17 protein-coding genes and 1 pseudogene are annotated in these 14,858 nt (G+C 55.9%); 7 read left to right on the top strand and 11 right to left on the bottom strand.

All coding sequences use genetic code 11. The features are described 5' to 3' along the window. Positions 1-9: 9 nt before the first annotated feature. Entirely contained in the window at positions 10-435 is a 426-nt protein-coding gene (locus K0P33_RS12875; protein ID WP_176462954.1) for a septation protein IspZ, read from the top strand. A 4-nt stretch (positions 436-439) separates the two neighbouring features. Here K0P33_RS12875 and K0P33_RS12870 read toward each other — a convergent pair whose 3' ends face one another. Beyond that, entirely contained in the window at positions 440-1,180 is a 741-nt protein-coding gene (locus tag K0P33_RS12870; protein ID WP_094951511.1) for a hypothetical protein, read from the bottom strand. A 287-nt stretch (positions 1,181-1,467) separates the two neighbouring features. On the opposite strand from K0P33_RS12870, the gene K0P33_RS12865 reads away from it, so the two are divergent. Genes K0P33_RS12865 through K0P33_RS12855 form a run of 3 tightly spaced genes read left to right on the top strand, consistent with a single transcriptional unit; the run spans position 1,468 to position 5,514 of the window. Next, on the top strand, positions 1,468-1,920 hold the full coding sequence (locus tag K0P33_RS12865; protein WP_094951512.1) for a (2Fe-2S)-binding protein: 453 nt from the start codon (positions 1,468-1,470) through the stop codon (positions 1,918-1,920). Further along, positions 1,920-4,157, top strand: coding sequence for a xanthine dehydrogenase family protein molybdopterin-binding subunit (locus tag K0P33_RS12860; RefSeq protein WP_242155548.1), 2,238 nt, complete (start codon positions 1,920-1,922; stop codon positions 4,155-4,157). The genes K0P33_RS12865 and K0P33_RS12860 overlap by 1 nt, the downstream gene beginning before the upstream one ends. A 16-nt stretch (positions 4,158-4,173) precedes the next feature. Then, positions 4,174-5,514 (top strand): cytochrome c, encoded by a 1,341-nt coding sequence (locus K0P33_RS12855; protein ID WP_242155546.1) that lies wholly within the window; start codon positions 4,174-4,176, stop codon positions 5,512-5,514. A gap of 106 nt (positions 5,515-5,620) precedes the next feature. Here the strand turns inward: K0P33_RS12855 and K0P33_RS12850 are convergent, their stop codons facing one another. Together K0P33_RS12850 and K0P33_RS12845 are read right to left on the bottom strand one after the other, a co-directional pair. Then, positions 5,621-5,983 carry a hypothetical protein gene (locus K0P33_RS12850; protein ID WP_094951515.1) on the bottom strand — a complete coding sequence of 121 codons (363 nt, stop codon included), beginning with the start codon at positions 5,981-5,983 and terminating at the stop codon, positions 5,621-5,623. A 2-nt stretch (positions 5,984-5,985) separates the two neighbouring features. Continuing rightward, the gene (locus K0P33_RS12845; RefSeq protein ID WP_242155544.1) at positions 5,986-6,975 is read right to left on the bottom strand and encodes a hypothetical protein; all 990 of its coding nucleotides are present in this window, start codon (positions 6,973-6,975) and stop codon (positions 5,986-5,988) included. 654 nt (positions 6,976-7,629) lie between these two features. On the opposite strand from K0P33_RS12845, the gene K0P33_RS12840 reads away from it, so the two are divergent. Further along, positions 7,630-7,932 carry a hypothetical protein gene (locus K0P33_RS12840; RefSeq protein ID WP_242155542.1) on the top strand — a complete coding sequence of 101 codons (303 nt, stop codon included), beginning with the start codon at positions 7,630-7,632 and terminating at the stop codon, positions 7,930-7,932. Between the two features lie 88 nt (positions 7,933-8,020). Here the strand turns inward: K0P33_RS12840 and K0P33_RS12835 are convergent, their stop codons facing one another. After that, positions 8,021-8,266: a hypothetical protein gene (locus K0P33_RS12835; RefSeq protein ID WP_083359004.1), complete on the bottom strand. Its 246-nt coding sequence runs from the start codon at positions 8,264-8,266 to the stop codon at positions 8,021-8,023. A gap of 189 nt (positions 8,267-8,455) precedes the next feature. Between K0P33_RS12835 and K0P33_RS12830 the strand changes: the two are divergent. Next, positions 8,456-9,840: pseudogene (locus K0P33_RS12830) on the top strand (IS4 family transposase). 57 nt (positions 9,841-9,897) lie between these two features. Here the strand turns inward: K0P33_RS12830 and K0P33_RS12825 are convergent. The 7 genes from K0P33_RS12825 to K0P33_RS12795 form a co-directional block, all read right to left on the bottom strand. Then, positions 9,898-10,353: an SMI1/KNR4 family protein gene (locus tag K0P33_RS12825; RefSeq protein ID WP_242155540.1), complete on the bottom strand. Its 456-nt coding sequence runs from the start codon at positions 10,351-10,353 to the stop codon at positions 9,898-9,900. 69 nt (positions 10,354-10,422) lie between these two features. After that, positions 10,423-10,788, bottom strand: coding sequence for an HNH endonuclease (locus K0P33_RS12820; RefSeq protein ID WP_242155531.1), 366 nt, complete (start codon positions 10,786-10,788; stop codon positions 10,423-10,425). Between the two features lie 44 nt (positions 10,789-10,832). Further along, positions 10,833-11,216 (bottom strand): hypothetical protein, encoded by a 384-nt coding sequence (locus tag K0P33_RS12815; protein ID WP_242155529.1) that lies wholly within the window; start codon positions 11,214-11,216, stop codon positions 10,833-10,835. 17 nt (positions 11,217-11,233) lie between these two features. Continuing rightward, positions 11,234-11,536: a ParB/RepB/Spo0J family partition protein gene (locus tag K0P33_RS12810; RefSeq protein ID WP_277933791.1), complete on the bottom strand. Its 303-nt coding sequence runs from the start codon at positions 11,534-11,536 to the stop codon at positions 11,234-11,236. An 863-nt stretch (positions 11,537-12,399) separates the two neighbouring features. Next, the gene (locus K0P33_RS12805; RefSeq protein WP_242155525.1) at positions 12,400-12,642 is read right to left on the bottom strand and encodes a hypothetical protein; all 243 of its coding nucleotides are present in this window, start codon (positions 12,640-12,642) and stop codon (positions 12,400-12,402) included. A 2-nt stretch (positions 12,643-12,644) separates the two neighbouring features. Beyond that, entirely contained in the window at positions 12,645-13,022 is a 378-nt protein-coding gene (locus K0P33_RS12800; protein WP_242155523.1) for a hypothetical protein, read from the bottom strand. A 141-nt stretch (positions 13,023-13,163) separates the two neighbouring features. Then, entirely contained in the window at positions 13,164-13,829 is a 666-nt protein-coding gene (locus K0P33_RS12795; RefSeq protein WP_347341856.1) for a hypothetical protein, read from the bottom strand. Positions 13,830-14,341: 512 nt separating this feature from the next. On the opposite strand from K0P33_RS12795, the gene K0P33_RS12790 reads away from it, so the two are divergent. Further along, complete coding sequence (locus tag K0P33_RS12790; RefSeq protein ID WP_242155519.1) at positions 14,342-14,629, top strand: RstR family transcriptional repressor; 288 nt, start codon at positions 14,342-14,344, stop codon at positions 14,627-14,629. Positions 14,630-14,858 lie beyond the last annotated feature (229 nt).

Below are 14,858 nucleotides of genomic sequence, written 5' to 3'. Positions count from 1 at the left end.
ATGTACCGCATGACGACGACAAAGCAGCGAATTTCCCTGGCCTTCAGCCTTCTATGGCGCACGCTTGTTGTGTATTCGCTGTTTGCCGTGCTGCTCGGCCTGGCGCTGCGTCTATTCGTGTTTCCCAGCGAAGGTTTCCTGCGGGTCCAACCGACAGTCGTGTACGGCTTATTCGCGCTGCTGCTCGTGGCCCTGGAAGTGGGATGCCGCGTCAATCTGCTGCGCGGCGTGTTCGGCGGGCAGTTGCAACGCTCACCGGCGCAATGGCGAACCTTCACCCTGCACCTTTCACTGCTGTTTATCGGCCTGGCCATCGTCAACGCGCTGATTGCCTTTTTTGCGCCATTTGATGTGCAGCTGTACTACAAAGCCTACGGTGCCTCGCCGCTGTTTATCGGCGGCGTGCTGGCTGTCGGCTGGCGCCAACCGGCATAAACGCTTACTGCACCGGCAGGAAATTCATCAGCAGCAAGCTCTGCGCGTAATTCAGTGCGACACGCCGGTAACGCTCATCAAGCATCTGCGCGAGCAGGTCCAGGCGCGCGACCACTTTGCCGAACTCAACGGCAAAACTTAAGTTGCTGCCCTCCTCCGAGATCTCATTGGAAAACAGCAGCAATACGCCATTAGCGTCCTGGCGTTGGCTGAGCAGCCAGGTGGCTTTCTCGATATTGCGCGCGGCGTTGCTGACAAACTGCGGGTTGATCGAGTCGGTGATATAAAACTGGGTGCGGCCACCGTGGGCCGTCACGAGCATGCTGCCGATGGCATAGATAAACGCGCCGACCCGGTCGCCGCGAAACTCCGGGCTCAACGAATAGCTCAATGCCGCCAAGTCACGCCGGTCCCCCAGCGCAGGCAAGGGTTGACGGTTTTCGATGGCCTGGCGAATCTCCCGCGCAGCACTCACCGCATCCGTGTAACCCGATTGCCGCCACTGGCTGGGGTTGCGCAAGTAGAGCTTGTTCATCAGCAGGTACAGGCTTTGCAGGTTGGCGCGCATGCTTAAGGTCGCCATGCGATCGACGCTGGTTTGAAAAAATTCGTCGGGTTTGCCCTCGCTGAACTGCTTGGCGATATCGCGGCCTGCCTGCTGGCTGCAGCCGCTCGCACAGAGCACAAACACCGCCGCCATCAGCAGCGGCCATCGGGTGATAAAAGCAATTAACGTTCGATCCATCGGCACCGGGTCTGGCTGCTGTCCACGCGCAGAATGGGCGTGGTCGTGACAGGGATAGATCAGAAGAATGAAAAAAAGTGCAGCGCGCGGGCGTAGATCAGTAAAGGACTACAAGTCCGTAGGCCAGAAGCTGTGGTGCAATCCTGTTGAATACTTGCCTAATCCTCCGGACTTTCCGGCGATTGGATAGATAGGCCTTGCCGCGTGGTCTAGAGTTCAACGATGGGCGACCAATCGCCTGGCACTTATAAGAAAAGCCACACCAACCGTTGATCAGCAGGTGAACCATGCAATTACGTATCAACCAAAAGGCCTACGAGGTCGATGCCGACGCGGACACACCGTTACTCTGGGTAATCCGCGATGACCTGGGGCTGACCGGCACTAAATACGGGTGCGGCCTGGCCCAATGCGGCGCCTGCTCGGTGCTGGTGGACGGCAACGTGGTGCGCTCCTGCGTGACGCCGGTGGCAGGCGTGGTCGGCCGCGAGATCACTACCATCGAGGCGATTGAAGCCGATGACGTGGGCAAGCGCGTGGTCGCGGCCTGGGTCGAGCATCAAGTGGCGCAGTGCGGTTACTGCCAGTCCGGCCAGGTGATGGCCGCCACCGCGCTGCTCAAGCACACCCCGGCGCCCAGCGATGCGCAGATTGAAGCGGCGATGATCAACCTGTGCCGCTGCGGCACCTACAACGCGATCCGCACCGCCGTGCATGATTTGGCCAAGGAGCGCGTCTGATGAGCACGCCCAAGGCATTCTTCGACGCGCCCCTGAGCGAACCGGTCAACCTGTCGCGCCGACACTTCCTGGCCAGTACCGCCGTGGGCGCGCTGGTGATCGGCTTTGGCCTGCCACTGGGCTCGGCCAGGGTTTACGCCGCCACGGCCAACCCGGCAGAACGCGGCACCCAGGTGCCGGCATTTCTGGAGATCCGCCCCGACGGCAGCGTGCGCCTGCTCAGCCCCTTCATGGAAGGCGGGCAAGGCACCCACACCGCGATGGCGCAGATTGTCGGTGAAGAACTGGACGCCGACCCCGCCACCTTCATCGTCGAGGCCGCGCCGCCCGGCGAGGCGTATGTGGTGATGGAAAACGGTATGCGCATCACCGGCGGCAGCATGTCGGTGCGCATGAGCTACCCAACCATGCGCCGCCTCGGCGCCCTGGCCCGCGCGATGCTGCTGCAGGCCGGCGCCGAGCAGCTCGGTGTACCAGTGGCGCAGTTGACCACCCAACCCGGCCGGGTGGTGCATGCCGCGTCCGGCCGCTCGCTGGGCTATGGTGAATTGGCCGGGCGTGCCCTGGACATGCCGGTGCCCGATCCGGCCACCATCACCTTGCGCGACCCGAGCCAGTTCCGCTGGATCGGCAAGCCGGTGAAACGCCTGGATGCCTACGACAAATCCACCGGCAAGGCGCAATACAGCATCGACATCAAAGTCGACGGCATGCTCCACGCCGCCGTCCAGCATGCGCCACGCCTGGGCATGACCGTGGGCAGCCTGCGTAACCAGGCGCAGGTCGAAGCCATGAAAGGCGTGCACTCGGTGCATCAACTGCCCGGCGCCGTGGCCGTGGTGGCCGAACGCTGGTGGCACGCCAAGCGCGCGGTGGAAGCCCTACAAGTGGAATGGCTGGAAGCCGCTGCGGACTCGACCCTACGCGCGATGCCGGCGGATTTCTCCAGCGACAAATACCGCGACTTCCTCGCCGCCCAGCAAGGCCCGGCCCGCGACGATGAAAACGAAGGCGATGTAGCCGGTGCGCTGGCAAACGCCAAAACCAAGGTCGAAGCCACCTACCATAACCAGTACGTCAACCACGCCCAGTTGGAGCCGCCGTCAGCATTGGCACGCTTCAACCCCGACGGCACGCTGGAGGTCTGGCTGCCCAACCAAGCGCCGGATATGTTCCGCGCCGACATGGCCAAGCGCACCGGCCTCGACCCGGCGAAGATCACCCTGCATTCACCTCTGCTGGGCGGCTTTTTCGGCCGACACTTTTTGTATGACTCGGCCAACCCTTACCCGCAGGCCATCGCGCTGGCCAAGGCCGTCGGCCGCCCGGTCAAGCTGATCTGGAGCCGTGAGGAAGAGTTCCTGCGCGACGTGCTCCGCCCGGTCGCCGTGGTCAAGTTCCGCGCGGCGCTGGACGCCCAAGGGTTCCCGCTGGCGATTGAAGCCGTGAGCGCCACCGAAGGCCCCAGCGAAGCCATTGCCGGCAAACAGGGCGACAAAATCGACCCCACGGCCCTCGAAGGGCTGTCGGGCAAAAGCTACGCGATCCCCAACAAGCGTATCGCGCAGATCTACGTCAAAGGCCCGACCATGCTCGGCTACTGGCGTTCGGTGGGCAATTCGCTGAATGACTTCTTCTACGAAGCGTTCCTCGATGAACTGGCCGACAAAGGTGGGCACGACCCGTACGAGCTACGCCTGCACTTGCTACGCGACAACAAGCGGCTGACCACCCTGCTGCAAGCGGTGGGCGAGTTGTCCGGCGGCTGGAAGCGTGGCCCCTACACCGCAGAAGACGGCAGCCGCCGCGCGCGTGGCGTGGCCATGGCGTCACCGTTCGGCTCCCACGCTGCCGTGGTTGCCGAAGTGTCGATCGAAAACGGCCAGGTCAAGGTGCACCACATCTGGGAAGCCATCGACCCGGGCAGCATCGTCAACCCGGCGATCATCGAAGCGCAGGTCAATGGCGCCGTAGCACTGGGCTTGTCGCAAACCTTGCTGGAGGAAGCGGTGTACGTCGACGGCAAACCACGGGCGCGCAACTACGACCTGTACCCGATCCTGCCTATGTCGCGAATGGCGCAGGTGCACGTGAAGATCGTCGAGAGTGGCGAAAAAATGGGCGGTATCGGTGAACCACCACTGCCTGCCGTGGCGCCGGCCGTGGCCAATGCGGTGGCGCACCTGACGGGCCAGCGCATCCGCAGCCTGCCTTTGAGCCGATACACTTTCGCCTGACCGACAAGGAACGCGCATGAACAACCGCCGATTCGCAAGAACCGCAGGCTGGCTGGTGCTGGCCGGCGCGGTCGCAGCAGGCGTACTGGCCTGGTACGTGACCCGCCAGCCCGCCTCGCCTTTTGAGCAACAACCCGCCGCCAAAGCGGACCCGGCACTGGTCAGCCGCGGCGAGTACGTCGCCCGCGTCAGCGACTGCGTGGCCTGCCACAGTTTGCCGGGCAAGACGCCGTTCGCTGGCGGCCTGGAAATGGCCACGCCGTTGGGCGCGATTCACGCCACCAACATCACGCCCGACCGCAACACCGGCATCGGCGCCTACACCGCGGCCGACTTCGACCGTGCGGTGCGCCACGGCGTCGCGCCGGGCGGGCGCAGGCTTTACCCGGCCATGCCCTACCCGTCTTACGCCAAGCTCAGCGATGACGACATGCGTGCGCTGTACGCGTTTTTCATGAAGGGCGTGGAGCCGGCCAATCAGCCCAACATCGAAAGCAGCATTCCCTGGCCGCTGAATATGCGCTGGCCTATCGCCCTGTGGAACGGCGTGTTCGCACCCAACGCCACCTACGCGGCCAAACCCGCCCAGGACGCGCTGTGGAACCGTGGCGCCTATATCGTCCAAGGCCCCGGCCACTGCGGCAGTTGCCACACGCCGCGCGGCCTGGCCTTCAACGAGAAGGCACTGGACGAGTCCGGCGCGCCCTACCTGGCTGGCGCTCTGCTCGATGGCTGGTATGCACCGAGCTTGCGCCAGGACCACAACACCGGGTTGGGGCGCTGGAGCGAGGACGAGATCGTGCGGTTCCTCAAGACCGGGCGCAACCAGCATGCGGTGGTGTATGGCTCGATGACCGAGGCGTTCAATAACTCCACGCAGTTCATGAGCGATGAGGATTTGAACGCCATCGCCCGCTACCTCAAGTCCCTGCCCGGCGACCCGCAGCGCGACGGTTCGCCGTGGCAGTATCAGGCGGCCACCGCCCGCGCGGACGCCCCTGGTGCCCACACCTACGCAACCCGTTGCGCGTCCTGCCATGGCCTGGACGGCAAGGGCCAGCCGGAGTGGATGCCACCGCTGGCGGGCGCCACCTCAGCACTGGCCAAGGAAAGCGCCTCGGCGATCAACATCACGCTTAATGGCTCACAACGGATCGTGACGGCGGGTGTACCGGACGCCTACCGTATGCCGGCGTTTAGGGAGCAATTGTCGGATGCGGAAATCGCGCAGGTGCTGACTTACGTGCGTGGTACGTGGGGCAACAACGGCGGTGCAGTCGATGCAGCGGCGGTGAACACGCTGCGCGGGCACACCGACCCGGCGAGCAGCAGCCCGATTATTCTGCATATGCGTTAAGGCCTGGATCGCAGATAGTTCCCACGCTCCGCGTGGGAATGGCGCCCGTGACGCTCTGCGTCACCCATACGCCGAATTCAAAACGTGCGTGGGCTGGCGGGACAGGCTACCAGCCATACAAATAAGTCCAGAGGACTAAGCCCGCAGCCCATACCATCCCAAAATGATACGGCCACAACGCCCAACGCTTGAGGGACAGGGGGACGGACGCCAGTTCAGCCTCGGTCACCTCCCTTCTTTTGATGTGAAACTTAGGCATACCCAACAGTTCAGTGATCAGAAGCATGCGATGAAACCTGTCGATGCGCTGATTTCTGCCCCAAAAACGTTTGTGATCGCAGACCACCTTGTTCTCGCTGAAGTAGCTTTCCAGCGCTTCGAGCTTTGTGTACTCAGCGTATAAAGTCAGCCCTGCGAAAATCAGCGCCCCTGCAGCTAAAAAGATTGCCAGAATGAGTTGAAAATTCATGCTTAAGCGCCCTCTGGTTGAAAGATCAGATCACCGTCGATCTCTACGATCTGTCCGCCCAGAAACGCACCGAGAGCGCCAGCTGCATTACCCGCTGCATACCCTCCCGCAGCACCGCCGATCACTGCGCAGGCCAGCGCACCGTTTCCTTTAGCCGCGATGCCCAAAAAAACCTCACAGCCGCGACGGACTAAGTTCGCCCCCAGCTTCCCTCCCCCATAAGCCCCCGCCACGCCGCCCATCAACTTCCCTGTCTCCACGTACTTCGCCCGCCGACACTGCGCCTCCCGCCCCTGCACACACGCCTCCTTGATCTCCAACCCTCCCACGCCCACGTCCAGTACCAACCCGACATACGTCCCCTTCCCCAACCACTTCGACATCTGCGCAATGTTCCGTATCCGCTGCGCGTACCCGGCGATTTCACCCTTATGCAGATAGCTCTTGGTTGAAATCCCCAACACCTTCTTCAGCGCCTGATTGGCTCCCAGCCCCGTGCCAAATCGCGCCGCACCTTGCAATTGGGTGTCCAGCACGCCAAACAACGCCTTGCGCTGGCGAAAAAACGCCTCACGGTCCAAACCACCGTTTTTCAGGCGCTGATGCAGCCGCTCAATCTCTTCCAGCGTATGCGCCACCTCATCCAGGTGCCGCGCCCACGCCGATGTCGCGCTGCCCACACCCAACGAGCCGTACCCCAGAAAACTTTGCAGCAGGTCATAATTGTTGACCACTTGGGTGCCGGCGCCAGTGCCCAGCTCCCGACGAATCGCCTCGGCCTGGCGCATCAGCCAGGCCTCTTCGATCGAACAGGTCACGCTGTAGAGATCGGGGACAATCACCAACTGCCCCGACGTCACCAGCCCATGACGCAGGTGCCGGTTCAGCACGTCGAAATGATCAGACCGTTGCCGACTCGGGGCACAGCCCATCAACCGGAACTTCAAACTTTGGTAGTCCGCCGTGCGTTCATTGATATAGCCCTGCGCCATGCCTCACATCCCTGGATGCAATGAAGATGGCGTCGAAATATAAGCAAGCGAATACGCCCCGGACACAAGCACCGGAGGGCTGAGTAACATTTGGGAAGTTGCCTACATCGCAAGGAAGAAGCGCCTACAAAAAAGCCGTTCACCACAACAACTTTAGAGCCTTGGAGTTTTGTATAGCGCCCACACGCTCAGATCGTTCCCACGCTCCCGCGTGGGAATGCCTCCCGTGACGCTCTGCGTCACCGGTACGCAGAATTCGAAACGTGCGCTGGCTGGCGGGACGCGGAGCGTCCCAGGTGGCATTCCCACGCAGAGCGTAGGAACGATCTGATTAGTGGCATTGGGTCATGGTTTGTAAAGGGCCAGCAGGGCGTGTCGCTTTAAATTGCAGGACGTTTCCTAGACAATCTCTGCCGCCTTGTGCCTGTTGGAATCGATGGCTAGTCTGCGATCCGTCACTGCTCATCAGTGATCGGGTTTAGTCGCTCGGTTTCAGAACAGGCGCATGGTCCCCCAGAAGTTATGGTGGCTGTGCGCAGGGCGTCTTCGGGCGCGCCGGGTTCCTGTTCTGACCGGTCGACTAACCTGCGTACAGCCGCCACCCTCGTTTAGTCGCGAAGAGTTTCGGCTCCTTGATCAGACAGGTACTAAACAATGAAAAAAATCGTCCCCGATCCACCCCGCAATGCCACCAAAGACCGCGCCGCCTTCAACCGCGCCATCGACCATTACCTGCCGACCCAAGGTGTTCAAATCGAAGACCTGAGCTTCGAAGACGCCCTGCTCTACACTTCCAGCTTGCTCGACAGCGCTTCGGCCACGACACTCAACTGCAGTGAGCAACTGCCTAACCCCGAGCGGGCGAAGATTCTGGCGGTGTGGCATTTGCTGGAAATGGCCAAGACCACCGTGGACCGCTCTATTGAGTGCCTGAACCCCGCAAAAACGCCTGCCTGAACACGGCAAAAACTGTGGGGGCTGGCTTGCCTGCTCCCACATGAGTCCACGTTAAACTTTACTTGGGTATTGCCCTCTCACGCACAGGCTAGGATTTGAACCGATCAGGTAAGTAATCCTGCCTCACCATCTCTTTCAATACCTCAGTGACACCTGCAAGAAAGTAAGAAAGCTCCTCCTTCGACTCGCAAACTGTCATATCGGCAATCTCAGAATCGCTATAGTTCTCCATGACAATTTTTAGGCAATCAGCAAACACCATCAGTTCACCTTCTGACACTTTCAAGTCAAACAGCGTGACAGTGGCAATACACTCTTTACTCAAAATATCCATAAACACCACTTAGATTCATAGCAGAAAAGGAACAAATTTATCGGGTCGAACATAATCAAATAAATCCGTCCCGAATGGCACTTACTTAACAGCTAACCAGCTGATATGACTACAAAAAAATGAAAAAAGGCCGTCCTTGGTCTACGGTGATAGTTGCAAACACACACCACGAGAACAAGGACAGCCCGCGTGAATCGTAGACGCCAAATCGTCAGGCATCAACAGCAGCGCATTCAGCAGCACACCAAAAACAGCAATGCCCATGCGTTCTTTAAGCTGCTAGCCGATCCGGAACTGCTACAGCGTGTCGAGTCAGTGACGCCCAAGCATCGCCAACGGTTGTTCCCGCCGACTGAAACACTGTCGATGTTTCTGGCCCAAGCCATGAATGCCGACCGTTCTTGTCAGAAGGCCGTGAATGATTTTTCGATCAAACGTTGCTGCGATGGGCTAAGCCCCGGCAGCGTGTACACCGGCGCTTATTGCAAAGCACGGGCGCGGTTACCGGTAGAGATGGTTTCAACGTTGTTGCGCTCCACGGGATCATCGATGAGTAACAACGCGTCACCCTCCTGGCGCTGGATGGGGCGCCCGGTGCGGCTCGTAGATGGCACCACGGTGACGCTGCCAGACACTGCGGCCAACCAAGCTGCCTATCCGCAATCGCGAGGTCAGAAAGCAGGGCTGGGTTTCCCCATCTGCCGTTTGGTAGGGATCATTTGCCTGGCCAGCGGTGCTGTTTTAGATGCCTCGCTGGGACGTTTTCGAGGCAAAGGTGGCGATGAACAGACGCTACTCAGGACGATGCTTGACACTCTGAATCAAGGCGACATTGTGTTGGGCGATGCCTACTACGCAACGTACTTTTTGCTGTGTGAACTGCAGCGTCGCGGGATCGACGGCGTGTTCGAACAATATGGCGCTAGGCGGCGCAGTACCGACTTTCGGCTCGGGCAATCGCTGGGGCCGGAAGATCATTTGGTTGAGCTGACAAAACCTAAGAATCGACCTGCTTGGATGAGCCAAACTTATTACGACGATGCGCCTGAAACACTGACAGTGCGTGAACTAAAAACCGGTGAAAAATACTGGTGACCACCTTGAACTGCCCACAGCAAGCGCCCAAGGCTGGGCTGAAATCTCTGTACAAGGACCGTTGGCATGTTGAGTTGGAACTGCGCAACCTCAAGACAACGCTGGGGCTTGAAACGCTGAGTTGCAAGACGCCTGGTAGGGCCGTCAAAGAGTTATGGGTGTATCTGTTGGCGCACAATCTGATTCGGATGATCATGGCCCAATCGGCGCTATTGGCGGATTGTTTACCGAGAGAGCTGAGCTTCAAATATAGCCTTCAGCTATGCCTTGCGTTGAGGCATTACGGAGCGGGAGAACGAGACGACGAGGTGTTGAACTTGCTCAAGTTGATTGCCCGAAAACGTGTTGGAAATCGACCCGGTAGAATCGAGCCCCGCGCTGTAAAACGAAGGCCCAAGCCATACCCCATGCTGATGCAGGCACGAGGGGCGGCAAGGGCTGACGTACGCAAGAATGGGCATCCGAAGAAGGTTAAGTAAGTGCCATTCTGGTCTGACCCCTATATTTCAGCTATTAAATAACCCTGTCCTCTTCCCTTATAAATCAAGCTCAAATAGCCCATCCAAAAAATCAGAAAAGCTATTCGACACGAGGGTCATATTTGAGTCGTCTGGCTCTGCCTCATCACAATTTTCTAATTCATGATCCCAAAAATAGACCTTACCTCTATGCTCCCCTTTAATACCAAAGCAAATTTGGTTACCTCCAGGGTCACAAGCAATTGCAATAAAACCTTCGGGAATACGCTTTCTATACAAGTTCAGATTTCTGACAAAATCATATGTATCACTTCTATTCAAACCGTAAAATCGTTGAACAGATGACCCATCCTCATTACCCATAAAACGGAAACTATCTGGTTCAGGGTAACCTCCTCCACTACGAGATAAGAATAGATAATATTCTCTAGGCAAGGTCACCCCAATAAAGCTCTCAAGCAATTTCATGGCGTCATCAGAGATGGAATTTCCGGGCTCTATTATTTCAATCATCTCAATAAAACTCCCTACTTACACGATTTTATTCCAGAGGTTGCCACGCCACCAGTATGGCGCACAGCATCATGTAGATGATGACGGAATTAATTGCATCAAACCAGACTCTTGGTGATGATGCCAAGTAAAATCATCAGGTGTACGTTTATAACCGGAAGATTGGTTAGCCAATTTAAAGTCTCGATCACGGCTCCCTGTCAGATCGATCCGTACTTTCTTCACGGCATAGGGCGTGAAATCAGGATATCCAGCTCCAGAAAAATGAACACTTTTCGGGTATTTTTGAGCAATTTCCGCAGGTAAATCGCCCAAAGGAATTTCGGTGTTTGCGTACTTCTGTGAATTTATCGGACTACGACCATTAACAGGCCGAATACGATCAATATTTAGTTGTCCTGCATCAGGATCACCTAAACTCCTGATACCAGACACTTCCTCAGCAACCGTAGTCCCGTGAGGCCCTTTTGCACCTACAACTACCCGACAAAAAAGTACTGCCCGCTACCGTGATCAATCAAATGACCTTCCGCGCACATTTCGATTAACAATGATGAAATTTTTCTCCTATCTACACATTTCCCACACGACTCTAGAAACTTAATTAGCCGCCATTCATCGATTCTTTTGGGTTCACCAAAGAACTTATGTACGTCCACAACCCAATGCGGCTCGCATGACGTTTTCTCAAAACGCAATCCTGCACCATGCTTAACAAATCTCCACTGGACACCATCAACTATCATTTCTCCACTCTGAGGAAAGTCGAGAAGCCATTTCAAATCCTTTGCGTTGGGATGTAGCTCTGCGAACGCAAAAAACAATCGGCACTGAAGCTCTACAAAAAAAAGTACATCGTTCATACGAATTGCCTCATAAACTAATATCTCACCCGAGCTTCAGCCGCTTCTCGCATTAGTTGATCTGCCTCTTCCTTAGTCACGCTATGAACATTGACTGGCACGTCTTTGATCCCAGCTTTTGAAGCAGCCTCCGCGCGATGGTGGCCATCAAGGATAATCAACTTCCCGTCCACTTTAGCCGCATCGACAGGATGATTTTCATCATACACATTAGCCTTCATGTCCTTAGTAAATCGCTTTACTTGTGACCCAGAGATCTCATCTCGCCCTTGTCTCCCAATCAAGGATTTCGGATCTACTCTCTGTGCATCTCCGACCATCGCTTTTGCACCAGCCTCCTTTACGGGGTGGGCATACGGCTTACCAGCCTCAGCATCCGTTGAGACAGTCGAGGTGTATGGCGCCTTTCCTGTGCCCGTCCCTTTTGCACCATTGGATGAGCAAGATCACTCTAAGGAGTCGAGCTTCTCGATGTCTTTCCAATCCGGTGCGAGCCCAAGTGATTGCATGTGCCTGTCAAAAACCGCTCCTACCAGATCGGAAACGGGCTGATCCTCAAGCCATACTGAATCGCACTCGAAGCACATTAAGAAACGGTGCTCGGGCATAGTTTTAAGTCGAACGCGCCAAACAACATCTTGCAGACAGAAGGGACAGAGTTTCATTTCGGGAAAGCCGTAATAACTTGCGTTGTTCCATCGCGAACCACAATCTGAATCGAGGCTTGTCCGCTCGTTCCGACTTGTCGCCCCATGTCGACAACCCATACACGGTTGCCGTTGGCTTGTAGCGTACCAGGCCCAACCCGCGAGGCCCACGCTTGATCAACAAGTCCAATAACCTGTTTTCGGTCCACGCTGAAAAGTGAGTGAACCGGCTTGGAGGGATTGGGAACAGTATGATCCAGAACGTGCAACACTCGGTTCCCGTGTGCCGAGCCTTGACCATAAACTAACCCGCCAGGCGAGACCCAAGATTATGTTGCGGCATCACAAATCAGTTTTCCCGTAGAGTTACTGCCTACCCCTTTTGCACCTACAAGTAATCTAGCCAGTCACCGGACTTAACATTCTGTCTCTTCTTAAGGAAATCTTCGTACCGAGCTTTATGTTTTTCAACATCACCCTCAATATCAATAGAAATAAAACCACTCCCTCTCTCCTCTACAGATAAAGCTGTTGGCTTAATCTTCATCGGGCGAAAGATCTATCAAGCCCCCTGAAACCTTAGACTTATGAAATATAAAGCTCTTTCCTCCGGCCAACGGAAGGATTTCATCCATCACAGAAAACATTATTTCAGGGTTAGACATCTCAATTTTTTCACCATTTTCATAACTTTCTGAATAGTTCTCTGGCATGAGTAAAAGCTTATAATCAATAATAACCAGCCAGCCCTCTAGCTCAACAATATCGCCAGTATTCATTATCACTCCCATATCACATTAGCATTAACGCCTATTGACATTGCGCCATCTAACAACCCTTGCTGAACACCTCTTGGCCCGACATACGGGTCTCGTGTCATATAGCAACTTACGCCATCAACAGACTTAACACTATCAACAATAATGAAGTGTTTTCCTTGGCCAGCGGGAACCTGAACGATAACACTCGCGCCTTCTTGCAGTGCTTTATTTAATTGCCCAGGTAGCATTGTAGTGTTTACAGTATTTTTAACTCCCGCCTTAGATATCACATCTGATAATTCCAGAGTGTTAACGCCGAACGGCCTGACCCCGTTTATAAAGCTTTCAATTGCATTATCAAGGCTAATAGCCGCGCCCGTTTTGTCAGTAATTGTCATTGCTGCGCAGGCTGGTCCGCATACAGGGGCGTCACCTTGTAAAACAACCGAGCCCTTTGGTTCATATTGGATCGTTTTAGGCGCAACAGCAATACCGCCTGCGCCATCAACAGAAGCACCTGCTGTCGCTTTTGCACCTATTCAACTCTTCAATGCTGGCAAAGACAGCACTTCATCGTACTGTGGCCAGTCCCCCCTTGCGCGCTTGAGCACGCCTTGCATCAACTCGTCCAACTCAGGCACTGGCTGCTCGGGCGGCAATTGGTCAAAGGGCGCGGCCATCAGCGGATGATCAATCTGCTGCGGATTGGGCAAGCCTTCCCATTGGCGTAGACGCAATATGTAGAGGATTTCCACCGGCACGCGCTCCATGTGGCATTCCTGATCGAAATCGTACGAATTCTTTTGGCTGTCTTTGCCGGTTTGCCAGGTGTGGCGGTCACATGCGGCCAGCAGGCAGGGCAACAAGTCGTCGGGGTTGGCGGTGCGCCAGTTGGCCAGTAGAGCTTCGTAGATAGGCTCATCATATGCATAGGCCGGCCAAAGATGCGATAAATCGCCCACCCAATCGGCAAACACGCGAAGCATAAAGGCTTGGGCGCGGCGGTGCTGCTCTTCATACTCGATCACCAACTGATGTTCGCGATTAAGCGCCGCATGAGTGAGATAGCCCTGATGGATGACGGCATCCTTCCAACCCAGGATCGCCATCGCGGCCATCATGTTGGCACCGGTTTGGAAGCTGTAGTTTTGTTGGCGAATATGGTTGCCGGGGCGTTGATCGTACTGGTGCGCCCAAAAGTACAATTGCCAAACACCTACCTGGTAGTAACGCATCCAGTGAGCCAATTCTTGCAACCATTGCGGGTTGTCTGGGGCAGTGGCAAGTACTTTATAAAGTCTTACCCGCGCCATTTCTTCTGGGATGCTATCTGTCGCATTATTTTTATTTGGAACCATCATTGGATCAGTGGGCCTTGCATCCTCCCTGGTGACGTATTTGCGTATCGCGTTGACATAAAACGCGTCCTCAACATACGGCCCTCTGGCGATGCGAGCGAGTACTGATTTGTAAGAAGGCCACCTTGGGTTCACACCCACGCGTTCAAATTTATTTATTTCTTGGGCCATGGTTCCACCTTAATTTCTGCTTGACCTGTTTTACCGGGTGCTGGCAAACCAATTTTAACGGTAACGCCTTGGACTTTGACTCTACTGCTTTGCAACGCGGACTCCAATGCTGTAGCCAACGCGGGAACAGATTGGCTTATCGAACGATTAGCCAACCACCCTCTCAATCTTGTCTCCGGATCCCCATTGTGCATATTTCGCAGCTACGGCTCTATGAAGCAGGCACAACACAACCGACCATCGAAGTCTTTCGAAGGACCGTTCTGGCTCTGAGTGTCAGCGCCGATATGCTGCTATTTGATGAGGGAGAACGTGGGCCGGATGACCGCCTGAAACTTCAGTTTGAGGCCATTTCCAAGCTGGATGACAAAGAGCGCGAAGCCCTGGAGACAGTGATCAGTAGCGTATTGCACATGCACGACGCCAAGCGCTGGACACAAGCTGCGACTAAAAGAGACAGCTTGCCGGGCCAATAAAACGGGCCAACCTTGAAAAAAGGACCAGTTCTGTGGGGCTGCCGCTGTGTATAACAAATGCTATACAACTCACGTCAGTGCTTCCTGGGTGAAACACTCGTTTTGTATTACAAATGTATAACAGCACCCAGCAGACAGAAACCGGATAACTAATTGATACATATAGAAAATACCCACCTCGCGAGAGGTGCGTGATGTGTATTGAGATTTTTCTCCTGTTAAGGAGCAA

This window comes from Pseudomonas sp. ArH3a (genome assembly GCF_022648765.1).
Lineage (GTDB): Bacteria > Pseudomonadota > Gammaproteobacteria > Pseudomonadales > Pseudomonadaceae > Aquipseudomonas.
Note: the sequence above shows the minus strand (reverse complement) of the source record. Positions and strands in the feature narration are given on the sequence as shown.